Raw genomic sequence first — 22,195 nt, forward strand, 5'->3', positions numbered from 1 at the left:
CGCGCCGGAGGGCGCGGCGGGCGGGTGGGTCAGCGGGGCGCGACGGGTGACGTCGCGTCACGCAAGGTGGCCGTGACGGCCGGCCTCGCTCCCTGCGCGCATGCGCCTGCTCCCTCGAGCTCCGTGCTGATCGGCCGCGGCGGTCCCGCGGCACCGGAGTGATTCTGCCACCACCCCCGGCGGGGTCGTCGACCTCTTTGCCGCGCGGACGACGACGGCCCCCCGACCGCGGGGGTCGGGGGGCCGCCGTGGCACGTGCGTCAGCGGGCGGTGCGCACCCGGCGGGCGACGACCACCAGGCCGGCCCCGACCAGCAGCAGGAGCCAGGCCCCGGCCATCAGGGCGCCGCTCTGGGCACCCGTCACGGCGAGGTCGTCGCCGGCCGCGGCCGGGCTCGCGGCCGGAGTCGCCCCGGGGACCGCGAGCACGACCGGGAGGCTCGCCCAGCGACCGGAGGTGCCACCGGTCGCGATGACCGTGTGCGCACCCGTCGGGACGTCCGCCGGGATGCTCGCCAGCAGGCGGGCGACACCGTTCGCGTCGGCCACCGCGGTGCCCAGGAACACCGGGTCGGAGTGCAGGTAGAACGCGACCGTCTCACCGGGCTCGAAGCCCTCGGCGACGAGCTCCATCTGCTGACCCGGGGCCGTGGCGGCCTTCGGGGTCTCCAGCTCCGCGGTCGGCAGCGCGCCCACGCGCGTCGGCTCGCCCCCGACCGTCACCCGGACCGCGCCGGAGGCGGCGAGGGTGGAGGCGGTCTCGGGCAGGTCGACGACGAGGTCGTGCGTGCCGGGCGTGAGCACCGGCAGGTCGATGGCGATGACGCCGTCCTCGGCGAGCTGGCCCTGGCCGAGCACCGTCTCGCCCTCCCGGACGACGAAGGTCTGCGGCAGGACGAACCCGCCGACGGTGACCTTCAGCGCGCCCTGCGTCGCCACCGGGACGTCGAGCGTCGCCGGCGCGGACACGGCGAGCGTGGCCTTGGTGACGGTGACGGCGCCGGACCCCTGGGCCTCGAGGTACGGGTTGGTCGACATGTCGACGGCCGTGACCGCGTACCGGGCGAGCATGCTCGGGGTCGGCAGGTAGGCCACCGAGACGGCGTAGGTGCCCACGGCCAGGCCGGGGACCGTGACGGAGGCCGAGCCCTTGCCGTTCAGCAGCGCGTCGTCCAGGACGATCGCCGGGCCGCCGGCCTTCGGGGTCAGCGTGACCCGCACGTCGCCGGCGGGCACGGGGGCGCCCGCGGGGCCGCTCACCTTGACCGGGACGACCGCGTCGCGGCCGACGACGACGGTCGACGAGCCGACGGTGACGGTCGGGGTGGCCACGGCCGCCCACGCCCAGGCGTCGTCGTGGACGGTCGTCATGCCGGGGGCGGTGACGGTGGCACGGACGCGGATGGTCTTGCCGAGGTCGGCCGCGGTGGGGGTGTAGGTGGCGCCGGGGACGGAGAACTCGTTGTCACCGATGAACCACTCGTACGCGATCGACGCGCCCGCCCAGCCGGACGGCCGCGGGGTCAGGACCTGGCCGAGGACGGCCTGGCCGTCGACCGTGCCGTCGAGGCCCAGGTCGCCCGCCGCGATCGTGCCGCGCTGGATCGTCCCCAGGGTCTCGGAGACCGACTTCGCGGTGCCGGGCGCGAGCGTCGGGTGCGAGCCCGTGACGGTCACGCTCAGCACCTTGCCCTCCTGGCCGGGCTGCGGGGTGAAGGTCGGGTCCTCGCTGACCGGCACGCCGTCGAGCGCCCACGACCAGCTCAGCTGCAGGCCCTGCTCGACGGTGGGCCTCCAGCCGGTCGTCTCGAAGTACGCCGGCTGACCGACGGTCGGGAACGGGCTGTAGTGCGTGCCGCCGGCGGTGACGTCGGTGATGACGTCCACCGAGGAGTAGGACCCCGACGGCTTGAACCCGGGCGCGCCGTAGTAGTTCGCGCGCAGCTCGGACCACTCGGTGAAGGTGTAGGTGATCTCCGCGCGGCCGTTCGCGTCGACCGGCGCGGTGCCGACGACGGCCGCCCCGACCTTGAACTCGATCGGCGAGCCGACCGGCACGCCGGTCGTGGTCGCGGCGAGCGTGGCCGGCTGGCCCGCGACGACCGTGCCGGGGGAGACGACGGAGGTGACGGTCTCGACGTCGCCGGCGAGGGTGACGGTCCGCGTCTTCCACGCAGTCGCGCTGGAGGAGGTGTAGCAGGCGAGGGTGATCGTGTACTGCCCGGGCTGGAGACCGCGGTAGTCGATCGTGAAGCTGCCCTCGCGGTGCAGGAGCGTGTCGACGTCCGGCTGCAGCTCGGCCCCGGAGACCCGGCCGCTGCTCGAGCTCAGGGCCCAGAAGCCGCCCGTCCGGTCGGTGCCCTCGTCGAGGTCGCAGGTGTAGTCGTACGTCGCGCTCTGGTCGACCCGCTCCGCGCCGGCGACCGGCTCGGAGATGGCGACGGTCGCCGCCGACGCGGACGCCGCGGGGACGCCCACGGCGAGCAGGGTGGCCACGGCCACCAGGGAGGCAGGGCGTCGCACGCGGCCCCACCAGGTCAGTCGTTCGCGTTGCATGGGCTTCCCCCGTCTCGACGGGGGACCACCCCGGCCGGTTCATGGACGACGCCCCTATCGACCGCGGTCCCCGACACATCAGGCATCTGCGGAAGCCTCACCCGGGACAGGGGTGCCAGCACCCAGAGCGGCCCCCCGACCCGTGAGGGTCGAGGGGCCGCCGTGGGCACGGGTCAGCGCGTGGCGCGCGCCCGACGGGTGGCGACGACCAGCGCGCCGCCGACCGCCACGAGGAACCCGGCGGCGAGGCCGATCGCGCCGGACTGCGAGCCCGTCACGGCCAGGTCACCGTTCGCGGAGGGCACCGCGGCCGAGGCAGCCGGGGCGACCGCCACGGGGACGGAGACCGGGCTGACCGCCGGCACGACGACCGGCACGGCCAGGGTCACCGGCAGCGAGGCCCAGCGGCCCGAGGTGCCGCCGGTCGCCATCACGGTGTGCGCGCCGGCCGGGACGTTCGCCGGGATGTCCGCCAGCAGGCGGGCGATGCCGTTGGCGTCGGCGACGGCCGTGCCGAGGAACACCGGGTCGGAGTGCAGGTAGAACGCGACCGTCTCACCGGGCTGGAAGCCCTCGGCGACGAGCTCCATCTGCTGCCCCGGGGCCGTGGCGGCCTTCGGGGTCTCCAGCTCGGCCGTCGGGACGGCGCCGACCTGGGCGGGCTCACCGGCGACGACCACCTGGACGGTGCGCGACGCGGCTGCGGTCCACTTCGTCGCCGCGACGTCGATGACGAGGGAGTGCGAGCCGACCGGGAGCACCGGCAGCTTCACGGTGAACGTGCCGTCCTCCCACGCCTCGCCCTGGGCCAGGACCGTGCCGCCCTCGCGGACGGTCCAGAAGCCGGGCATCGGGACGTCGGTCGCGGAGACCTTCGCCTCGAACGAGGCGCGGGTCGCCACGGAGACGTTCACCGTCGCGGGGGCCGTGATCGTCGGCACCGCCGCGGTCACGGTGAGGACGCCGGTGCCGGTGGCCGCGGTGTAGGCGTTCGGCGCGACCGGGCCCAAGGTGCGGAAGGAGAGGATTGCGTCCGGCAGATAGCGTGCCTCGACGGCGTACGAGCCGGTGGGCAGGTACGACACCGAGAACGGGGCGGCGCCCGCGGAGAGGGCGCGGGTCGCGAGGAAGGACTGCTGACCACCCTGCGGGGTCAGCCACAGGTCGACGGCACCGGTCGGCGTGGGGCCGCCGGGGACACCCGCGACCGTCACCGAGAGGGCGGCGTCGCTGCCGTACGCCACCGTCGTCGACGGCACGAGGACCGTCGGCTTGGTGAGGACCGTGCCGAGCCACCGGCCGGCCTGGGTGTCGGAGAAGCCGTCGGCGTGCGCGTCGACCTCGACGGAGATCTCCTTGCCGAGGTCCGCGACCTCCGGGGTGAACGTCGGCGCGGTGCCGCGGACGACACCGTCGACCTTCCAGCGGTACGCGACCGGCGTGGTGCCCTCGACCCAGCCCTGCAGCGAGACGGACAGGGTCTGCCCGACGAGCGCCTCGTGGCCCTGGATCCCGGAGACCTGGAGGTCGCCGCGCGGGAGCGCCGGGAGCTCGACCGGGTCGGAGCCCTTCGGGGCGATGGTGTCGACCGCCACGAGGCCACCGGCGCCGTACTGCACCTCGTCGGAGCCGGGGACGGACGGGTCCGCGACCAGGTAGATCTCCCGGCCGAGGTCCTCGACGCCCGGGACGTAGGACGGGCCCTCACCGCGCACGGGGCCCTCGTAGCCGTCGACGCGCCACTCGTACTCGAACGTGGTGCCGGGCTCCCAGTTGGTCGTGGGCAGCGCGGTGATGGTCTCGCCGATCACGGCGACGGGCTCGTCCCACTCGTTGCTGCCGAGGCCGGTGTAGACGAAGTCGGTCCACTCGTCCGGCGCCTCGACGAAGCCGCCGTCGCCGGGGGTCGGGTTCGGGTTGTCGCCCCCGATCGTGTACTGGGTGATGACGCGCTGGTAGCCCGGTCCGAAGCCCGCGTCGGAGCGCTGGGCGATGTCCAGGCGGATCTCCTTGCCGTAGTCGGCCTCGGAGGGCGTGTACTCGCTGGTCGCCGAGCGCCACTCGCCGCCCGCGTACCAGGCGTAGAACAGCGTCACGCCCGCGGGGACCTCGCCGACGTGCTCCACCGACAGGGTGCGGTCGATCTCGGCCACGTGCACACCGAGCTCGTCCACCAGGTAGCCCGAGACGACGAAGGCCTCCTCCGGGATGGCCGGCACCTCGACCTCGGGCTCGGTCTGCACCGGGTCGCTGCCGCTGCCGCTGTCCGTGTCCGTCTCGGTCGGCGTCGAGCCGCCCGAGCCCGAGCCGCCGGACTCGCCGTCGACGGGGACCTGCGTCGGCCCCTCCTCCTGCGGCGGAGTCTGCTCGACGGGCGGCTGCTCCTCGACGGGCTGCTCCTCCGTCGGCTGCTCCGGCGTCGGCTGCTCCGGCGTGGTCGCGCCGTCGCCGGTGACCTCGGTGGTCGTCGTCGGCTGCGGGTCGGACGGGTCGGACGGGTCGGCGACTGCTGCCCCTGCCGGGACCAGCATCGCCGCGACGACCGCTGCGGTCGCCAGGGCGACGGGCCGCCGCACGCGGCCTCGTCGCACGTCTCGCACTGCTTGCACTGGGAACTCCCCCCTCGGACGGGGAGACGTCCCCGTGCCTGTCGTTCGATCGGGGCCCAGATCGGCGGGAGATCACGACGCGTCAGGAAAACTGAGGGTCGGCTGCGACGGTCCAGGTGCTACCACCCACAGCGCATGCACAGCACGGCTCGTCGCGCGAGGCGCGAGCACGGCCCGTACGGTGAGGCGATGGCGATCGGGGAGACTCCCGGCCACGACGACGGCCGGGTGCTGGTGCGTGGCGACCTCGTGGTCGAGATCCCCGCGCGGTGCGTGCGCGTCGCGGACCGGCCGGTGCCGCTGACCCGCAGCGAGTTCGAGATCCTCGTGGCGCTCGCGGAGCGCGCCGGCCAGCCGGTGTCGAAGGACGAGCTCGCGCTCGCGGTGGCGGTGCACGGGCCGCACGCGGTGCCGTCACCGACGGACGCCGACCGGCGCAGCGTCGAGGTGCACATGGCGAACCTGCGCCGCAAGCTCGCGGAGGGCGTGGGGGACCGCGGGTCGATCAGCACGGTGCGCGGGCTGGGGTACCGCCTGGCCCCCGAGGTGCTCGTGCCCGGGCAGCGGGACGGCGACGCGGACTGAGCGCCGCCGCCCCGGTCGGGGTGCGGGTCAGTCCCGGGTGGCCTGCGCCAGCGCGGCGCGGAGGCCCTCGGCGTCGAGCTCGGTGCCGTACGCCGGCATGTCGCGCTGGAACCGCCAGCCCTCGGAGAGCGGGCCGGCGTCGACGACGTCGAAGCCCCACCGGTCGATGAGCTGCGTGACGACGGCCTTCGCCTCGGCGTCGTCCCCGGCGATCGCCAGCGCGCGGCGTCCGGGCGTCCCGGCGGGCGTGCCCTTCGAGCCGAGGTCCGCGGCGGTGATGTGGTTGAAGGCCTTGACGACGCGCGCGCCCCCGAGGTGCTCGGCGAGGAGCTCGGCGCTCGTGGTCGAGCCGTCGTCCAGCGCGGCGACGTGGCCGTCGCGCTCCCAGTAGTAGTTGTTCGTGTCGATGACGACCTTGCCCTGGAGCGGGGCGGCCGGGACCTCGCGGTAGGCGTGGAACGGCACGGTCACCACGACGACGTCCCCGTCGGCCGCGGCCTCCTGCGCGGTGCCGGCGCGGGCGTTGTCCCCGAGCTCGGCGACCAGGTCGACGAGGGTGTGCGGGCCGCGGGAGTTGCTGACGACGGCTGCCTGTCCGTGCTCGACGGCCAGCCGTGCGAGGGCGCCGCCGATGTGGCCGGAGCCGATGAATCCGATCGTGGTCATGCCGGGGCCAACGGGCTGGGTGCCCTCGTTGTTCCAGGTCACCGGGCCGGGTGTCCGCTCTGCGGAAAACCGGTTGGCCGGTCGCGGATCGCAGTCGTACGGTTTTTCCACACGGGAAGGAGGTGGTCCGAGACATGAAGTCTTCCAGGACGCGTGAGGTGACTGTCCGCTAGTCGCCCGAGCACATCGGACGGATTGCTCGATCCGTTCGCCCGCCCTGCCGGTCCGACCGGCACGGCGACGAGCGAATCCCCGCAGTCACCGCAGCCCGTGGGAGCCGCGACCTCGTCCTTCGCGGCAGGGCATCCCGATGGAGGCCCGGCCCACGGGCTGTTCCCTGCCCGGGCGCCGTCGTCCGGACCGCGATGCGGGACGCGCGCACCGCCGCCGCCGGCGGATCCCTAGAGTCCGGGCCGTGACCCCCGGACCGCCCGCATCCCCGCACCTCGCGCCCGTCGTGGGCGCGGACTGGCTGGCCCAGCACGCCGCCGACCCCGACCTCGTCCTCGCCGACGTCCGGTGGTACCTCGACGGGCGCTCCGGGCGCGCCGCCTACGACGCGGGGCACCTGCCCGGCGCGGTGTTCGTCGACCTGGACGCGTGGCTCGCCGGCGACCCGGGAGCCGGCCGCGGCCGCAACCCGCTCCCCGAGCCGGCCGTCTTCGCCCGGGGGATGTCGGTCCTCGGCATCGGGGACGCCTCGACGGTGCTGGCCTACGACGACGCGGGCGGCGTGATCGCGGCCCGCCTGGTGTGGATGCTGCGCGCGCTGGGCCGGGAGGCGGCGCTGCTCGACGGCGGCCTCCTGTCGCCCGACGTCCTCGCCGTCGCCGGCCCCGTCACGACGGCGGTCGCCCCGTGCCCGGAGGCGTCGTTCACCGCGCAGCCGTGGCCGGCGGAGCTGCTGGCCGACCTGGGCGACGTCGCACCGGGCTCGCGGGCCGCCGGCACGGTGGTCGTCGACGCCCGGCCGGCCGACCGGTTCCGCGGTGCGGTCGCGGACGTCGACGTCCGCGCGGGCCACGTGCCCGGGGCGGTGAACGTGCCGTGCCGGGAGCACCTCGACGCGTCGGGTCGCCTGGTCGGGGTCCCGCGGCTGCGCGACCGGTTCGACGCAGCGGGCGCCACGGCCGACGCGGTCGCGGCGGGGCGGGTCGTCGTGATGTGCGGGTCGGGCGTCACCGCGTGCCACGACCTGCTCGCCATGGAGCTCGCCGGCCTGGGCCGGGCGCGGCTGCACCCGGGGAGCTGGTCGCAGTACGCGGCCACCTCGCTCCCGGTGGCCACCGGCGGCTGATCCCGGCTCAGGCGGTGGCACCGAGCCGGGCCCGGAGCCCGTCGCGCACCGCGGGCCACTCCGCCGGCAGGATCGAGAAGTACGCGGTGTCCCCGCGGGTGCCGTCGGGTGCCAGCCGGTGGTTCCGCAGCACGCCCTCGGGCACGGCGCCCAGCCGGGTGATCGCGCCCACCGAGCGGGTGTTCCGGGTGTCTGCCCGCAGCGCGACCCGCGCGCAGCCCCACGTCTCGAAGGCGTGCGTGAGCATCAGCAGCTTGCACGCCGGGTTGTTGTCCGTGCCCCACCAGCGCGGCGCGAAGAACGTGTGCCCGATCTCGACGCGGCCGACGCGCGGGTCCCAGTCGTAGAACGAGGTGCTCCCGCGGACCTCGCCGCTCGCGGCGTCCAGGACCGCGAACGCGAGACGCCCGGGAGCGGCCTGCGCCGCCGTGATCTCGGCGCGCCACCCGTCGACCCCCACGGGCAGCGGGGACGACATCCCCGCCCACACGCGCGCGTCGACGAACGCGGCCAGCGCCTCGGCGTGCGGGGCGTCGAGCGGGACGAGCCGGGTTCCGTGGCCCTCCAGGGCGAGGTCGTGCTGCACGGGGTCGAGGATGGCAGAACGCACTTGCCACGCATTGGCTAATGGCACTAGCCTGTGGGCTATGGACACATCGACAGCACGGCGCACGCTCCACCTGCAGCGTCCCGAGGGGCTGGTGGCCTACGACGACTCCGGGACCGGCCCGCTCGTGGTCGCGGTCCCCGGCATGGGCGACCTCCGGTCCACCTACGACGAGCTCCGCGCCGCGCTGCTCGCCGCCGGGTACCGCGTCGTCACCACCGACCTGCGCGGGCACGGGGACTCCGACGCCGGGTTCCGCACCCACGGCGACGAGGCCACCGCCGGCGACGTCGCCGCCCTCGTGGAGCACCTCGGTGCCGGGCCCGCGGTCCTGGTCGGGAACTCGATGGGTGCCTCCGCCGCGGCCGTCGTCGCGGCGGACCGGCCCGAGCTCGTGCGCGCGCTCGTGCTCATCAGCCCGTTCCTGCGCGACGCACCGGGCGGTGCCGCCAAGCGCGCGCTGCTCGGGGTCGTGCTCCGCGTCATGCTGGCAGCGCCCTGGGGCGCCCGGGCCTGGGCCGCGTACTACGGCGTCCTCAACAGGGGCACCCGGTCGCCGCGCCTGGCCGCGCACATCGCCGCGATCCGCGCGAGCCTGCGCCGGCCGGGGTACCTGCGGGCGTTCCGCCGGCTCGCCCTCGGCCTCACGCACGCGGTCGTCGAGCCGCGCGTGGCCCGCATCCAGGCCCCGGCGCTCGCGGTGGTCGGGGCGCTCGACCCCGACTGGACCGACCCCGCCGCCGAGCTCGCGTGGATCGCGTCCGTGGTCGACACCCGCACGCTGCTCGTCCCCGACGCCGGCCACTACCCCCAGCACCAGACGCCCGAGGTGGTCTCCGCCGCGGTGCTCGCGCTCCTCGCCGACGCCGCCCCGGTCCCGGAGGCCCGTCGTGCCTAGGGCGGGGCTGTCCCGGGACGCGGTCGTCCGGATCGCGCTCGGCCTGGTCGACGCCGGCGGGCTCACCGGGTTCGCGGACCTCACGCTGGCCAAGGTGGCCGCCGAGGCCGGCGTCGCCACCCCCAGCCTCTACAAGCACGTCGCGTCGCTGGCGGCGCTCCGGCGCGACGTCGCCGTCCTGGCCGCCGGCGACCTCACGTCCCTGCTGGTGGACCGCACGCTCGGCCGGTCCGGACCCGAGGCTGTGCGCGCGCTCGCGGAGGCGATGCGGGAGTACGCCCACGCCCGGCCCGGCCGGTACGCCGCGGTGCAGGTCGCGCCCGACCCCGACGACCCCGCCGACGCGGAGCTGTCCGCCGCCGGCGCGCGGACCGTCGAGGTGATGATCGCCGTGCTGCGGGGCTTCGACCTGCCGGACGACCGGGCCGTCGACGCCGTGCGGGCCCTGCGCGCCGGGGTGCACGGGTTCGTCACGCTCGAGCTCGGCGGCGGCTACCGGCTGCCGCGGGACCTGGACCGGAGCTTCGACGTCCTCGTCGACATGCTCGTGGCCGGGGTGCAGGAGCTGGCGCGCGCATAGGGTGGCCGGGTGGTCGAGCTGAAGACACCCCGGGAGATCGAGGCGATGCGTCCCGCCGGCGCGTTCGTCGCCAGCGTGCTGAGCAGCCTGAAGGACGTCGCCCGCGTGGGCATGACGCTCGAGGAGCTCGACGCGCACGCCCACCGGATGATCGACGACGCCGGCGCGCACTCCGTCTACCTCGGGTACCACCCGTCGTTCGGCGCGATGCCGTACCCGGGCGTGCTGTGCACCAGCGTGAACGACGCCGCCCTGCACGGGCTGCCCTCGGACCGCGTGCTCGCCGACGGGGACGTGCTGAGCATCGACTTCGCGGCCCAGGTGAACGGCTGGGTCGCCGACTCCGCGCTGACGTTCCAGCTCGGCACCACCGACCCGGAGTCCCAGCGCCTCATCGAGGTCACCGAGCAGGCGCTGGCGGCGGGCATCGCCCAGGCGCGGCCCGGCAACCGGATGGGCGACATCTCGGCGGCGATCGGCGAGGTCGGGCGCGCGGCCGGACTCGGCATCAACGCGGACTTCGGCGGCCACGGCGTCGGGCGGACCATGCACGAGGAGCCGCACGTGCCGAACCTGGGACGCCCCGGCAGCGGGCTGAAGCTGCGCGCCGGCCTCGTCATCGCCATCGAGCCGTGGTTCATGGCCGGCGGAGACGACTACGAGATCGACCCCGACGGCTGGACGATCCGCACCGCCGACGGCGCACGCGCCGCGCACGCGGAGCACACCGTCGCGATCACGCCCGACGGGCCCCTGGTGCTGACCGCCCGCACGCGCTGACGGCGCCCGATGGTCGCCGCGGCGACGGTGCGCGTTCACCCGGCGGACTCCCCGCGGTCAGCGGGGCGGGTGATGCTTCGGTGGAACCTCCTCCCCAGGAGCTCCGGGCCGGTGGGGGTGGCGCGCGCTCGGGGGAGGTCGCGCGTCGCCCTCGCCACTCGGCCGCGGTTCAGGACCGCAGGTGCGCCCACTCCCGGGGGTTCAGCGTGAGCCACTCGGAGAACGACTGCGCGGGGCGTCCCGACAGCCGGCGCACCGTCGGCGCGGTCGCCTCGAGCTCGCCCGCGGCGATGGCGGCGTAGGACGACACCCAGCCCTCGACCTCCCACGGCTCCGCGGCGTACCGGGCGCGGGACGCGTACGCCTCGTCCAGGGTCTCCGGCACGTACGTGATGGTGCGGCCCGTGGCGCTGGACAGCACCTGCGCGGCCTCCGCGAGCGTGTACGCCGTCGGCCCCGTCACGTCGTAGGCCTGGCCGTCGTGCGCGGACGGCCGCTCGTCCAGCAGCACCGCGGTGGCCACGTCCGCGACGTCGTCGTGCGCGACCGCCGCCACCCGCCCGTCGCCCGCGGGCCCGCGGATGACGCCGTCCTCGCCGACGAACCGGGCGATCGCGTCGTGGTACAGGCAGTCCCGCAGGAACGTGAACCGCAGCCCGGAGGCCCGGATGTGCTCCTCCGTCGCCCAGTGGTCGCGGGCGAAGGTGAAGGTCGCGTCCGGTGCGGCCCCCATGAAGGACAGGTAGACGACCCGCTCGACGCCCGCGTCCACGGCCGCGTCGACCGCGGCGCGGTGCTCGGTCACGCGGTCCGCCGACTCCCGCCCGGACACGAGGAACACGCTGCGCGCCCCGGCGAACGCGGCCCGCATCGACTCCACGTCGCGGTACCCCGGGCTGATCGCCACCTCGGTCTCCGTGCCGGGCAGCGCGGGCGCGCGGTCCGGGGAGCGCACCACCAGCCGCTGGTGGGCGCCCTCCGCGGCGAGCCGGACGGCCAGCCGCCGCCCGATGCGCCCGGAGGCCCCGGTCACCACGATCAGGTCGTCGTCCATGTCAGCTCCTCGGCGCCGCGGGCGGTGCGCCCGGCTGGCAGCGACGGTAGCCGCCCGCGGCCGCGACGGCAGAGGGGGCACGGCGACCTGGGGGCGCGCCGGTGGGTGGGCGGTCCGCGGTGCCACGATGAGGGCATGCCCCTGTTCGCGCCGGACCAGCCGCACGCCCACGGCCGCCCCGACCCCACCGTCCGGGTTCGGGCCGCTCGCCCGTCGGACGTGGCCGGCATCGTCGCCGTCGCGGCCACGCGCGGACGCCCCTCGGACGACGTCGAGGACCGCGTCGCCGGGTGGGTCCGTGACCACGGACGGCTGGTGCTCGTGGCCGAGCGCGAGGAGGAGGTCGCGGGCTGGGCGATGCTCGCGGCGTGGGCGGGGTTCGACGACGCCCCCGACGGCCGGTACGTCTCGGCCCTGACCGTGGACCCCGGCTCGCGGCGGCGCGGCATCGGGAGCACGCTGCTCGCGGAGCTCAGGGCGTCGACGGGCGACGACGTGCACAGCGTCGTCAACGCCCGTAACCGCCCGTCGTTGGCGTTGCACGCACGGCACGGGTTCCGTGAGCTCCGGCGAGGGCGGACGTTCGCCGGGGTCGACTTCGACGGCGGCACGGGTGTGCTGCTGCGCGCACCAGGAGCGGAGGAGGGCACGTGACGGACGACCGCGGGCGGTACCGCGTCATGACGGTGTGCACCGGCAACATCTGCCGGTCGCCGATGGCGGAGGTCGTGCTGCGCGCGCGGCTCGACGAGGCGGGGCTCGGCGACCGGGTGGTCGTGGACTCCACCGGGGTCAGCGACGAGGAGCACGGCAACCCGATCGACCGGCGCGCCCGCGCGGCCCTCGCCGCCCGCGGCTACCCCGTCCCGGACCGCGCGGCGCGGCAGGTGCGCGCGAGCGACCTGCGGGAGCGGGACCTGGTGCTCGCCATGACCGCCTCGCACGCCCGCGCCCTGCGCCGGATCGCCGGCGACGACGAGGCCGCCTCCCGCGTGGTGATGTTCCGGACGTTCGACCCGGCCGCCCCGCGCGTGGCCGACGTGCGCGACGAGCACCTGCTCGACGTCGACGACCCCTGGTACGGCGGCCCGGAGAACTTCGAGACCTGCCTGGACGAGATCGAGGCGGCCGCGGACGGGGTGGTCGACGCGGTGCGTGCCGGGCTGGACGGGCGGGACGCGGCCACGGTCTGAGTGCGCCGACCGGGGTGAGCCCCCCCGCGGGTCCCGGCGGTCAGTCCGCGAGGAACGCCGTCGCGCGCCGGCCCCAGCCGCGGATCGCCTCGGGCGTGGCCGCGACCTCGAGCGTCGCCGACGGCAGCAGCCCGGTCAGCCGCTCGGCGGTGCTCACCGGGTGGCTCGGGTCGGTGGTCCACGGCAGGACGAGCGCCGGGTGGGGGAGCGCCGCCAGCGCGTCCGGGTCGGGCAGGTCCGACAGCGCCGCGCCGCGCAGGACCGACGGCAGCAGGTCCTCCGTGACGTCGGGGGAGCCCCCGCGGGGCCAGCCGCCCTGGGCCAGGACCGGCGTCTGCGGCTGCGCGGCGGCGGCACGCTCCCACACCGCGAGGCCGTGCCGCTCGATCGTGCGGGCGCCGATCTCGTAGCCCTCGGTCTGCGCGGCGCGGGTCGCCCACGCCGTCGGCGGGATGGTGAGGACGAGCCGGCGGAACCGGTCCGGGCGGAGGGTCGCCGCCCAGAGGATCGTCGCCGTGCCCATCGACGCGCCGACGGCGTCCACGGGCGCGTCCGGCGACACCGCGTCCACGAGCGCGAGCAGGTCGCCGGCGAGGGACCGCCACGTGTACTGCTCCGCCACGGGCTCGCCCGTCGACCGCCCGTGCCCGCGGGCGTCGTACCGGACCAGGCGACCGCGCCCGGCGAGAGGGCTCCAGTCGAACACCCCGCGCGCGTCGTCGGCCGCGCGGCTGGCGGTGAGGCCGTGCGCGGCGACGACCACAGGCCCCGGGGCGCCGGCGTCCGGGGACCAGGCGATGCGGGCGCCGGGGCGGTCGAGCAGCAGGTCGGGCACGACGCCACGGTAGGGCCCGGGAGCTCGCGCCGGGGACGGAGCAGCGCGCGGGAGCAGCGCGCCGCGCGGGCGGCCGGGGCAGGATGGCCGCATGAAGGTGTCGAGGCGCTCGCACGTGCCCCCGTTCGCGGTCATGGACATCGTCGCCGCGGCGAACGCGCGCCGGGCGGCGGGCCAGTCGGTGCTCAACCTCTGCGTCGGGGAGCCGTCGACCGGCGCGTCCGACGTGGTGCGCGAGCGCGCGGTGCAGCTGCTGGCGGGCGGCGACCTCGGGTACACGGAGGCGATGGGCTCGCCGGCGCTGCGGGCGGCGATCGCCGGGCACTACCGCTCCTGGTACGGCCTGGACGTCGACCCGGCGCGGGTCGCGGTGACGACCGGGTCGTCCGGCGGGTTCATGCTCGCGTTCCTGGCGGCGTTCGACGTCGGTGACCGCGTGGCGCTCGCCCGCCCGGGCTACCCGGCGTACAAGAACATCCTCGCGTCGCTGGGGTGCGAGGTCGTCGAGCTGCCCTGCGGGCCGGAGACGCGGTACCAGCCGACCGTCGAGCAGCTGGAGGCGCTGGACGCGCCGATCGACGGGCTGGTCGTCGCGGGCCCGGCGAACCCCACCGGGACGCTCGTCGACCGGGCCTCGCTGGACGCGCTCGTGCAGTGGTGCGCGGAGCACGGCGTCCGGCTGGTGTCCGACGAGATCTACCACGGCATCACCTACGCCGACGCGGCTGCCGCCGAGCCGGGCCCCGCCGGGGCGCCGACCGCCGCGACCGCCCTCGCCTCCGGCGTCGTGGTGGTGAACTCGTTCTCGAAGTTCTGGGCGATGACCGGCTGGCGGCTCGGCTGGCTGGTGCTGCCGGACGACCTGGTCCGGCCGGTCGACGCGCTGGCCGGGAACGTGGCGTTGTGCCCGCCCGCGCTCGCGCAGCACGCCGGGGTCGCGGCGTTCACGCCGGAGGGGTACGCCGCAGCGGAGGCGAACGTCGCGCAGTACGCCGCGTCCCGGCGCACCGTGCTCGACCGGCTGCCCGAGCTGGGCTGGTCCCGCGTCGCGCCGGCGGACGGGGCGTTCTACGTCTACGCGGACGTCTCGGCGTCGGGGCTGGACTCCCGCACGTGGTGCGCGCGCCTGCTGGACGAGGCCGGCGTCGCGCTGACGCCCGGGACGGACTTCGACCACGTGGACGGCCACGACTGGGTGCGGCTGTCGTTCGCGTCGGCACCGTCGGTGGTGGCCGAGGCGGTCGACCGCGTCGTCGCCTGGCAGGCCGGTCTCTGAGCGGCGCGCGGAACCCACGGTCCGGGTCGTTCGTTCGGCACCCCGAGCGCTGCGCCGGCCACCGGCGCGACGAGGCGAGGAGGACGACATGAGGTGTCCCACCGACGGGGCCGAGCTGGTGATGGCGGAGCGGCAGGGCGTCGAGATCGACTACTGCCCGTCGTGCCGCGGGATCTGGCTGGACCGCGGGGAGCTCGACAAGATCCTCGACCGCGCCGCGAGCCTGGGCGCCGGCGCGGCTCCGGCACCCGCCGCCGCGCCCGTCCCGCCGCCCGCAGCCGCGCCCGACCGCGGGTTCGAGCGGTTCCCGACCACCCCCGTGCCCGGCTACGGCGGCTACCGGGAGGACGGCTACCGGGACGACCGGTATCGCGACGACCGGTCCCGCGACGACCGGTACCGCGAGGGCGACCGCCGGTACGACGAGCGCGGCGGCGTCCGCGACCCGCGCTCCCCGTACGGCCGGAAGAAGAAGCGCGAGTCCTGGCTCGGCGACCTGCTCGACTTCGACTGATCCCGCGTCGGGGCCGTCACGCGGCCGTCATGCGGCTGACCTAGTCTCGGGCGCGTGGACGTGGCGGTGCTGGGTGCGACAGGGGACGTGGGGCGCCAGGTGTGCGCCCAGCTCATCGAGCGGCGGGTGCTGCCGACGACGTCGCGGCTGCAGCTGGTCGGGCGGCCCGGGGGTGCGTCGGGCCGCGCGTCCTACGGCCTGCGGGCCGACCTGGTCGACGCCTACGACGAGCACGCGCCGCTGATCGACGTCGCGCTGGACCCGGACGACGTGGTCGCCGACGTGATCGTGCTGACCGCCGGCCGCACGGCGCCGGCGCGGGCGGGTGCGAGCACGGACCGGGCGGCGCTCGCGGCCGAGAACCACGCGGTGTTCGCGTCGTACGCCCGGGCGATCGCGGAGCACGGGTCCGGCCACGAGGTCGTCGTGGTGGTGTCCAACCCCGTCGAGCTGGGCGTCGCGGTCGTCGCGCGCGAGCTCGGCCGGCACCGGGTCATCGGGATGGGCGCATGGCTCGACACGCTGCGGTTCCGCCGGGAGGTCGCGGTGTCGCTCGGCCTCCGCCGGCACCGCGTCGGCGGGTTCGTCGCGGGCCAGCACGGGGACGACCTCGTGCCGCTGTGGTCGACCGTGCGGATCAGCGGGCTCGACGCGGACGAGCGCCGGCGGGCCGTCGCGGGGCTGCGCGGCGGGCGGTCGCTGGACGGGTTCGCCGCGGAGATCGACGCGGCGAAGGAGACGCTGGCGGGGCTGATGGCGGACGACGTCGCGGCGGCGTTCGACCTGATCGAGTCCTGGCCGCCGGACCTGCGGGGCGTCGCGCGGCCGTGGCTGACCCACCAGAGCGGCGCCAAGACGGCGGCGGCCACCGCGAACGCGACGGTCGACCTGGTGGACACGATCCTCGACGGGCGCGACATCGTCGTCGCCGGGCAGGTCGCGCTGGACGGGGAGGTCGCGGTCGCCGGGACGCCGCTGCGCGGGGTGCTGGGGGTGCCCGTGGTGCTGGGGCCGGAGGGGTGGACGCGGGTGCTGCTGGACGAGCCGGACCCCGACGAGGCGCGACGGCTGCTGGCCTCGGCCGGGCGGATCGACGCCATGCTGCGGGCGTGGGACCTGGGCAGCGCGGCGGACGGGGGCGACCGGTGACCGCGACCGTGGGGACCGTGGGCAGCGCGGCGGACGACCCGCGCTGGGTGGCGTTCGTGGCCGGCGCGGACGCGACCGGGACGCTGACGGCGGTCGCCGGCGTGTTCTCGACCCGGGGCGTCTCGTTCGACTCGCTCAGCACGGGCGACGTCGCGGACGGGGTCGGCCTGATCGTCGTCACGTTCACCGCCTCCGAGCGCCGGCAGCGGCTGCTGATGCGCACGGTGCGGCGGCTGGCGGCGGTGCGCTCGGCGGAGGTCCGGCGGGCGGAGGACCCCACGGTGCGTGCGGCGGCGGTCGTGCACCTGTCCGCGACCGCGGACGGCTTCGCGCCGCCCGCCGCCGCCGCGGTGCGCTGGTCGGGCGACCCCGGCGTGGGTCAGCCGGTGCTCGTGGAGGGCACGCTGCGCGACGTCGAGCGCGTCGTGGCGGACGCCCGCGCCCTCGGCGCCCTGTCGACGGCCACGGTGCTGCTGCCGCCCCCGGGGGTCGCGGCGGACGCCGCCGAGGTGGCGCGCCCCGACGGGGTCCCGGGGGCAGACGCCGCGCCCGGGCCCGGCTAGGCTGGCGCGCAGACAACTCAACACGCTGCTCGAACCGCGGCGGGAGAGCCCTCCCGCACGGCCCCGCGCGCCCGCCCTTCCGGGTCGGGCACGCACGGCCGGACGCGAGGCGCCGAAGGAGCAACCCTCCCCGGGAAACTCTCAGGCCCCCGTACCGTCGTGGCGAGGCAACTCTGGAAAGCGACCGGCCTCGGCCGGTCCACCGACGGTGCAAGTCGGCGCGCCCCGGCCCTGACGGGCACTGGCGGACCGGCAAAACTCTCAGGTCGCACGTCCCGGGCTCCGTGCCCGTGGCCGGCGGATGACAGAGCGGGGAGGCGCACGCCCCATCCGCTCGTCCGACCCCGGAGCAGCCGCGTGACCCAGCTCGAGCACCTCCCGACCGACGCCCGCACGACGGACGCCGGCACGCCCGCCGACGCGTCCCGCACGGACGCCGCCCGCGGCTTCGCCGACCGGCACGTCGGCCCGCGCACGGCCGACCTCGACCCGATGCTCGCGCACGTGGGCGACGGCTGGCCCAGCCTGGACGCGCTGATCGACGCCGCCGTCCCGGCGAGCATCCGCACCGACCGGCCGCTGGCCCTGCCCGAGGCCCGCGGCGAGTCCGAGGTGCTGGCGGCGCTCCGCGAGCTCGCGGACAAGAACACCGTGCTGACCCAGATGATCGGCCTGGGCTACCACGACACCGTGACGCCGCCGGTGATCCGCCGGAACGTCCTCGAGTCACCCGCCTGGTACACCGCGTACACCCCGTACCAGCCCGAGATCGCGCAGGGCCGGCTCGAGGCGCTGCTGAACTTCCAGACCGTCGTCGCGGACCTCACCGCGCTGCCGGTCGCGAACGCGTCCCTGCTGGACGAGGCCACGGCCGTCGCCGAGGCGGTCGCCCTGATGCACCGCTCCGCGAAGGGCCGCACCGGCGTGGTCGTGCTCGACGCCGACTGCCTCCCGCAGACGCTCGCCGTCACGCTGGGCCGCGCCGAGGCCGCCGGGCTGGCCGTCCGGGTCGCGGACCTGTCCGCCGGCCTGCCGGACCTCGGCGACGAGGCGCTGGTCGGCCTCGTGCTGCAGGCGCCCGGCGCGTCCGGCGCGGTGCGGGACCTGGCGCCCCTGATCGCGGCGGCGAAGGACGCGGGCGCGCTCGTGACCGTCGCCGCGGACCTGCTGTCCCTCACGCTGCTCACGCCGCCCGGCGAGCAGGGCGCGGACATCGCCGTCGGCTCGGCGCAGCGGTTCGGCGTCCCGCTGTTCTACGGCGGGCCGCACGCGGCGTACATGGCCGTGCGGACGGGCCTGGAGCGCTCGCTGCCGGGCCGCCTGGTCGGCGTCTCGATCGACGCGGACGGCGCCCGCGCCTACCGCCTGGCCCTGCAGACCCGCGAGCAGCACATCCGCCGCGAGAAGGCCACGAGCAACATCTGCACCGCGCAGGCCCTGCTGGCGATCGTCGCCTCGATGTACGCGGTCTACCACGGCCCCGACGGCCTGCGGGAGATCGCCGAGCGGGTGCACGCGCGGGCGGTCGCGCTCGCGGACGGGCTGCGCGCCGGCGGCGTGCGGGTCGAGCACGCTCAGTTCTTCGACACGGTCCGCGCCGTGGTGCCGGGCCGGGCCCGCGCCGTGGTCGCCGCCGCGGCCGCCCGCGGGATCAACGTCTGGGCGGCCGACGACGACCACGTCCAGGTGACCTGCGACGAGGTGACGACCGAGGCCCACGTGGCCGAGGTGCTCGCGGCGTTCGCGGACGCCGACGCCGCGGCCGGCGCGCCCGGTGCCGCCGGGGGCCTCGACGCGCCCGCGATCCCCGCGTCGCTGCGCCGCACCAGCGCCTACCTCACCCACCCGGTGTTCCACCGGCACCGGTCCGAGACCGCGATGCTCCGGTACCTGCGGGCGCTGTCCGACAAGGACCTCGCGCTGGACCGGACGATGATCCCGCTCGGCTCCTGCACGATGAAGCTCAACGCGACGGTCGAGATGGAGGCCATCTCGTGGCCGGGCTTCGCCGGGCTGCACCCGTTCGTGCCGGCCGAGCAGGCCGCCGGGTACGCGGAGCTCATCGGGGACCTGACCGCGTGGCTGGCGGAGATCACCGGGTACGCCGCGGTGTCCGTGCAGCCGAACGCCGGCTCGCAGGGCGAGTTCGCCGGGCTGCTCGCGATCCGCGGGTACCACGAGGGCCGCCGGGCCGAGGCGGTCGCCGCCGGCGCCTCCCCCGAGGACGTCCCGGTCCGCGACGTCTGCCTGATCCCCGCCTCCGCGCACGGCACCAACGCCGCCTCGGCCGCCCTGGCCGGCATGCGGGTCGTCGTCGTCGCGACCGCCGAGGACGGCTCCGTGCAGCTGGACGACCTGCGCGCGAAGCTCGAGCAGCACGGCCCCCGGGTCGCGGCGATCATGATCACCTACCCCTCGACGCACGGCGTCTACGAGGAGGACGTGCGCGAGGTCTGCGACCTGGTGCACGCCGCGGGCGGCCAGGTCTACATCGACGGCGCCAACCTCAACGCCCTGGTCGGCCTCGCGCGGCCGGGCGAGTTCGGCGGCGACGTGTCGCACCTCAACCTGCACAAGACCTTCTGCATCCCGCACGGCGGCGGCGGCCCCGGCGTCGGGCCGATCGGCGTGGCGGCGCACCTGGTGCCGTACCTGCCGGCGACCGACGCGGTGTGGACCGGGGACGAGGGCGCGCTCGCGGGCGGGTCCGCCCCGGCGGTGTCCGCGGCGCCGTTCGGCTCGGCCGGCATCCTGCCGATCTCGTGGGCCTACGTCGCGCTGATGGGCGGCGACGGCCTGCGCCGGGCCACCGAGACCGCGGTGCTGTCCGCGAACTACCTGGCCTCCCGCCTCGCCCCCCACTTCCCGGTGCTCTACACCGGCCCCGCGGGGCTGGTCGCGCACGAGTGCATCCTCGACCTGCGCGCGATCACCAAGGAGACCGGGGTCACCGCGGAGGACGTCGCCAAGCGGCTGATGGACTACGGGTTCCACGCCCCGACGCTGTCGTTCCCGGTCGCGGGGACCCTCATGGTCGAGCCCACCGAGAGCGAGGACCTGGCCGAGCTCGACCGGTTCGTCGACGCGCTCGTCGCGATCCGCGGGGAGATCGACGCGGTGGCCGCCGGTCGGTGGACCGTCGCGGAGTCCCCGCTGCGGGGCGCCCCGCACACCGCCGCGGCCGTCACCTCGGACACGTGGGACAAGCCGTACGGCCGCGAGCTGGCCGCCTACCCGGTCGCGAGCCTGCGCGCCGGCAAGTACTGGCCGCCGGTCCGGCGGATCGACGGCGCGCACGGGGACCGGAACCTCGTGTGCGCCTGCCCGCCGATCGAGGCCTACGCCGAGGGAGCCGCACTGTGAGCGAGCCGACGACCACCGCGACCGAGCCGGTGCTGTCCCCGCTGCACGACGAGCACGTCGCCCTCGGCGCGACGATGACGCCGTTCGCCGGCTGGATGATGCCGCTGCGCTACGCCGGCGACCTCGCCGAGCACCAGGCGGTCCGCACCGCCGCCGGCCTGTTCGACCTCTCGCACATGGGCGAGCTGCACGTCGACGGCCCGCAGGCCGGGGTGGGGCTGGACCGCGCGCTGGTCGGGAACATCTCGGGTCTCGCGATCGGCCGCGCCCGCTACACGATGATCGTGCAGGAGGACGGCGGCATCGTCGACGACCTCATCGTCTACCGGCTGGGCGACGCGTCGTACCTGGTGGTGGCGAACGCGTCGAACGTCGACGTCGTCCGCGACGCGCTGGCCGAACGACTCGCCCCGTTCGACGCCTCGCTGACGGACCGGTCCCTGGAGACGGCGCTCGTCGCGGTGCAGGGCCCGCTTGCGGCGGAGATCGTCACCGGGCTGACCGACCCGGCGCAGGTCGAGGCGGTGCGCGACGTGAAGTACTACGCCGCCGTGCCCGCGACCGTCGCCGGCGTGGAGGCGCTCGTGGCGCGCACCGGCTACACCGGCGAGGACGGGTTCGAGCTGTTCGTGCCCGCCGCCGCCGCGCCCGGCCTCTGGCAGTCGCTGCTCGCGGCGGGCCGGCCGCTCGGGCTCGTGCCCGCCGGCCTGTCCGCGCGGGACAGCCTGCGCCTCGAGGCCGGCATGCCGCTGTACGGCAACGAGCTGGACCGGACCACGGCGCCGCACGACGCGGGCCTCGGGCGGGTCGTGCGCCTCGACAAGGTCGACGCCGACGGGAACCCGCTGCCGTTCGTCGGCCGGGAGGCCCTGGCCGCCCGCGCGCACTCGGCCCCCTCCCGCGTCCTCGTCGGCCTGGTCGGGACCGGCCGCCGCGCCGCCCGGCACGGGTACGAGGTCGTCGCCGGCACCGACCCGGACGCCGCCACCGTCGGGCGGGTCACCTCCGGCGCGCCGTCCCCGACGCTCGGCACGCCCATCGCGATGGCGTACGTGACGCCCGAGGTCAGCGCGGTCGGTACCGAGCTGGCCGTCGACGTGCGCGGCCGCCGCGAGCCCGTCCGCGTGGTCGCGCTGCCGTTCTACCGTCGGTCCTGACCGACCTCCCCGCCCGCCGCTTCCCACCGAGTCCCCGGAGAACCCCATGAGCGACGTCCCCGCCCACCTGCAGTACACCGCCGAGCACGAGTGGATCGAGGGCGAGACCCCCGCGACCGTCGGCATCACGAAGAACGCTGCCGACTCGCTCGGCGACATCGTCTACCTCGAGCTCCCGACCGTCGGCAGCGAGATCGCCGCGGGCGCGGTGGTCGGGGAGGTCGAGTCCACCAAGTCGGTCTCGGAGCTGTTCTCCCCCGTGTCCGGCACCGTGGTCGAGGTGAACCAGGAGGCGGTGGACGAGCCGTCGGTCGTGAACGCCGACCCGTACGGCGCCGGGTGGCTGTTCCGCGTGGACGTCACGGGCACCGGGGCGCTGCTCACGGCCGAGGAGTACGCGGCCCGGATCACGGACTGAGATGCACCCGAAAGGGTGTTAGCCCGTTCGGGTGGACTTGTGCCGGGGGGCTGGATATCGCTTGCCGGAGGGTGACCTGGGACTTCGGACCTACCA

Annotated in this window: 20 protein-coding genes and 1 riboswitch; of the genes, 14 read left to right on the plus strand and 6 right to left on the minus strand. The window is 76.1% G+C overall.

Features of this window, described 5'->3' with window-relative positions; all coding sequences use genetic code 11:
* Positions 1–260 precede the first annotated feature (260 nt).
* The gene (locus QNH85_RS16925) at positions 261–2,522 is read right to left on the minus strand and encodes a hypothetical protein (RefSeq protein WP_282948284.1); all 2,262 of its coding nucleotides are present in this window, start codon (positions 2,520–2,522) and stop codon (positions 261–263) included.
* Positions 2,523–2,728: 206 nt separating this feature from the next.
* Positions 2,729–5,131 carry an Ig-like domain-containing protein gene (locus tag QNH85_RS16930; protein ID WP_282948285.1) on the minus strand — a complete coding sequence of 801 codons (2,403 nt, stop codon included), beginning with the start codon at positions 5,129–5,131 and terminating at the stop codon, positions 2,729–2,731.
* Positions 5,132–5,353: 222 nt separating this feature from the next.
* On the opposite strand from QNH85_RS16930, the gene QNH85_RS16935 reads away from it, so the two are divergent.
* Positions 5,354–5,749: a winged helix-turn-helix domain-containing protein gene (locus QNH85_RS16935; protein ID WP_282948286.1), complete on the plus strand. Its 396-nt coding sequence runs from the start codon at positions 5,354–5,356 to the stop codon at positions 5,747–5,749.
* Between the two features lie 27 nt (positions 5,750–5,776).
* Here QNH85_RS16935 and QNH85_RS16940 read toward each other — a convergent pair whose 3' ends face one another.
* Complete coding sequence (locus tag QNH85_RS16940; protein ID WP_213284429.1) at positions 5,777–6,415, minus strand: NADPH-dependent F420 reductase; 639 nt, start codon at positions 6,413–6,415, stop codon at positions 5,777–5,779.
* Positions 6,416–6,830: 415 nt separating this feature from the next.
* On the opposite strand from QNH85_RS16940, the gene QNH85_RS16945 reads away from it, so the two are divergent.
* Positions 6,831–7,712, plus strand: a complete 882-nt coding sequence (locus tag QNH85_RS16945; protein ID WP_282948287.1) for a sulfurtransferase — start codon at positions 6,831–6,833, stop codon at positions 7,710–7,712.
* A 7-nt stretch (positions 7,713–7,719) separates the two neighbouring features.
* On the opposite strand, the gene QNH85_RS16950 is transcribed toward QNH85_RS16945, so the two are convergent.
* The gene (locus QNH85_RS16950; RefSeq protein WP_282948368.1) at positions 7,720–8,298 is read right to left on the minus strand and encodes a GNAT family N-acetyltransferase; all 579 of its coding nucleotides are present in this window, start codon (positions 8,296–8,298) and stop codon (positions 7,720–7,722) included.
* A 61-nt stretch (positions 8,299–8,359) separates the two neighbouring features.
* On the opposite strand from QNH85_RS16950, the gene QNH85_RS16955 reads away from it, so the two are divergent.
* Genes QNH85_RS16955 through map form a run of 3 tightly spaced genes read left to right on the plus strand, consistent with a single transcriptional unit; the run spans position 8,360 to position 10,577 of the window.
* Positions 8,360–9,217 carry an alpha/beta fold hydrolase gene (locus tag QNH85_RS16955; protein WP_282948288.1) on the plus strand — a complete coding sequence of 286 codons (858 nt, stop codon included), beginning with the start codon at positions 8,360–8,362 and terminating at the stop codon, positions 9,215–9,217.
* A complete protein-coding gene (locus QNH85_RS16960) occupies positions 9,210–9,797 on the plus strand; it encodes a TetR/AcrR family transcriptional regulator (RefSeq protein ID WP_282948289.1) in 588 nt (195 codons plus the stop codon). The genes QNH85_RS16955 and QNH85_RS16960 overlap by 8 nt, the downstream gene beginning before the upstream one ends.
* A gap of 9 nt (positions 9,798–9,806) precedes the next feature.
* On the plus strand, positions 9,807–10,577 hold the full coding sequence (map, locus tag QNH85_RS16965) for a type I methionyl aminopeptidase (protein ID WP_282948290.1): 771 nt from the start codon (positions 9,807–9,809) through the stop codon (positions 10,575–10,577).
* Between the two features lie 169 nt (positions 10,578–10,746).
* Here the strand turns inward: map and QNH85_RS16970 are convergent, their stop codons facing one another.
* On the minus strand, positions 10,747–11,631 hold the full coding sequence (locus tag QNH85_RS16970) for an SDR family oxidoreductase (protein WP_282948291.1): 885 nt from the start codon (positions 11,629–11,631) through the stop codon (positions 10,747–10,749).
* Between the two features lie 135 nt (positions 11,632–11,766).
* Here QNH85_RS16970 and QNH85_RS16975 point away from each other — a divergent pair, with 135 nt between their 5' ends.
* Positions 11,767–12,285: a GNAT family N-acetyltransferase gene (locus QNH85_RS16975; RefSeq protein WP_282948292.1), complete on the plus strand. Its 519-nt coding sequence runs from the start codon at positions 11,767–11,769 to the stop codon at positions 12,283–12,285.
* A gap of 26 nt (positions 12,286–12,311) precedes the next feature.
* Positions 12,312–12,824: a low molecular weight protein-tyrosine-phosphatase gene (locus QNH85_RS16980; protein ID WP_282948369.1), complete on the plus strand. Its 513-nt coding sequence runs from the start codon at positions 12,312–12,314 to the stop codon at positions 12,822–12,824.
* 40 nt (positions 12,825–12,864) lie between these two features.
* Here the strand turns inward: QNH85_RS16980 and QNH85_RS16985 are convergent, their stop codons facing one another.
* Positions 12,865–13,659 carry an alpha/beta fold hydrolase gene (locus QNH85_RS16985; RefSeq protein ID WP_282948293.1) on the minus strand — a complete coding sequence of 265 codons (795 nt, stop codon included), beginning with the start codon at positions 13,657–13,659 and terminating at the stop codon, positions 12,865–12,867.
* A 91-nt stretch (positions 13,660–13,750) separates the two neighbouring features.
* On the opposite strand from QNH85_RS16985, the gene QNH85_RS16990 reads away from it, so the two are divergent.
* The 7 genes from QNH85_RS16990 to gcvH all read left to right on the plus strand — a co-directional run bounded on the left by QNH85_RS16990 (position 13,751) and on the right by gcvH (position 22,099).
* Positions 13,751–14,935 (plus strand): pyridoxal phosphate-dependent aminotransferase, encoded by a 1,185-nt coding sequence (locus QNH85_RS16990; RefSeq protein ID WP_282948294.1) that lies wholly within the window; start codon positions 13,751–13,753, stop codon positions 14,933–14,935.
* Between the two features lie 88 nt (positions 14,936–15,023).
* Positions 15,024–15,449 carry a TFIIB-type zinc ribbon-containing protein gene (locus QNH85_RS16995; protein ID WP_282948295.1) on the plus strand — a complete coding sequence of 142 codons (426 nt, stop codon included), beginning with the start codon at positions 15,024–15,026 and terminating at the stop codon, positions 15,447–15,449.
* 54 nt (positions 15,450–15,503) lie between these two features.
* Complete coding sequence (locus tag QNH85_RS17000) at positions 15,504–16,598, plus strand: lactate/malate family dehydrogenase (RefSeq protein WP_282948297.1); 1,095 nt, start codon at positions 15,504–15,506, stop codon at positions 16,596–16,598.
* Positions 16,595–17,161, plus strand: coding sequence for an ACT domain-containing protein (locus tag QNH85_RS17005; protein ID WP_282948299.1), 567 nt, complete (start codon positions 16,595–16,597; stop codon positions 17,159–17,161). Before QNH85_RS17000 ends, QNH85_RS17005 begins: the two co-directional genes overlap by 4 nt.
* 30 nt (positions 17,162–17,191) lie before the next feature.
* A riboswitch (glycine riboswitch) is annotated at positions 17,192–17,328 on the plus strand.
* A 190-nt stretch (positions 17,329–17,518) separates the two neighbouring features.
* The gene (gcvP, locus tag QNH85_RS17010; protein ID WP_282948301.1) at positions 17,519–20,524 is read left to right on the plus strand and encodes an aminomethyl-transferring glycine dehydrogenase; all 3,006 of its coding nucleotides are present in this window, start codon (positions 17,519–17,521) and stop codon (positions 20,522–20,524) included.
* Entirely contained in the window at positions 20,521–21,681 is a 1,161-nt protein-coding gene (gene gcvT, locus QNH85_RS17015) for a glycine cleavage system aminomethyltransferase GcvT (RefSeq protein ID WP_282948303.1), read from the plus strand. The genes gcvP and gcvT overlap by 4 nt, the downstream gene beginning before the upstream one ends.
* Before the next feature lie 46 nt (positions 21,682–21,727).
* Positions 21,728–22,099 carry a glycine cleavage system protein GcvH gene (gene gcvH, locus QNH85_RS17020; protein ID WP_282948305.1) on the plus strand — a complete coding sequence of 124 codons (372 nt, stop codon included), beginning with the start codon at positions 21,728–21,730 and terminating at the stop codon, positions 22,097–22,099.
* The last annotated feature ends 96 nt before the right edge of the window (positions 22,100–22,195 follow it).

Source organism: Cellulomonas endometrii, from assembly GCF_949769265.1.
In the GTDB taxonomy this organism is placed as follows: Bacteria; Actinomycetota; Actinomycetes; order Actinomycetales; family Cellulomonadaceae; genus Cellulomonas; species Cellulomonas endometrii.

Bases quoted from the DNA above. Each gene is read 5' to 3' on its own strand.
- QNH85_RS16955 (WP_282948288.1), top strand. From the start codon at position 8,360: ATGGACACATCGACAGCACGGCGCACGCTCCACCTGCAGCGTCCCGAG.
- gcvH (WP_282948305.1), top strand. From the start codon at position 21,728: ATGAGCGACGTCCCCGCCCACCTGCAGTACACCGCCGAGCACGAGTGG.
- QNH85_RS16935 (WP_282948286.1), top strand. From the start codon at position 5,354: ATGGCGATCGGGGAGACTCCCGGCCACGACGACGGCCGGGTGCTGGTG.
- QNH85_RS16970 (WP_282948291.1), bottom strand. From the start codon at position 11,631: ATGGACGACGACCTGATCGTGGTGACCGGGGCCTCCGGGCGCATCGGG.
- QNH85_RS16990 (WP_282948294.1), top strand. From the start codon at position 13,751: ATGAAGGTGTCGAGGCGCTCGCACGTGCCCCCGTTCGCGGTCATGGAC.
- QNH85_RS16980 (WP_282948369.1), top strand. From the start codon at position 12,312: ATGACGGTGTGCACCGGCAACATCTGCCGGTCGCCGATGGCGGAGGTC.
- QNH85_RS16995 (WP_282948295.1), top strand. From the start codon at position 15,024: ATGAGGTGTCCCACCGACGGGGCCGAGCTGGTGATGGCGGAGCGGCAG.
- QNH85_RS16975 (WP_282948292.1), top strand. From the start codon at position 11,767: ATGCCCCTGTTCGCGCCGGACCAGCCGCACGCCCACGGCCGCCCCGAC.
- QNH85_RS16940 (WP_213284429.1), bottom strand. From the start codon at position 6,415: ATGACCACGATCGGATTCATCGGCTCCGGCCACATCGGCGGCGCCCTC.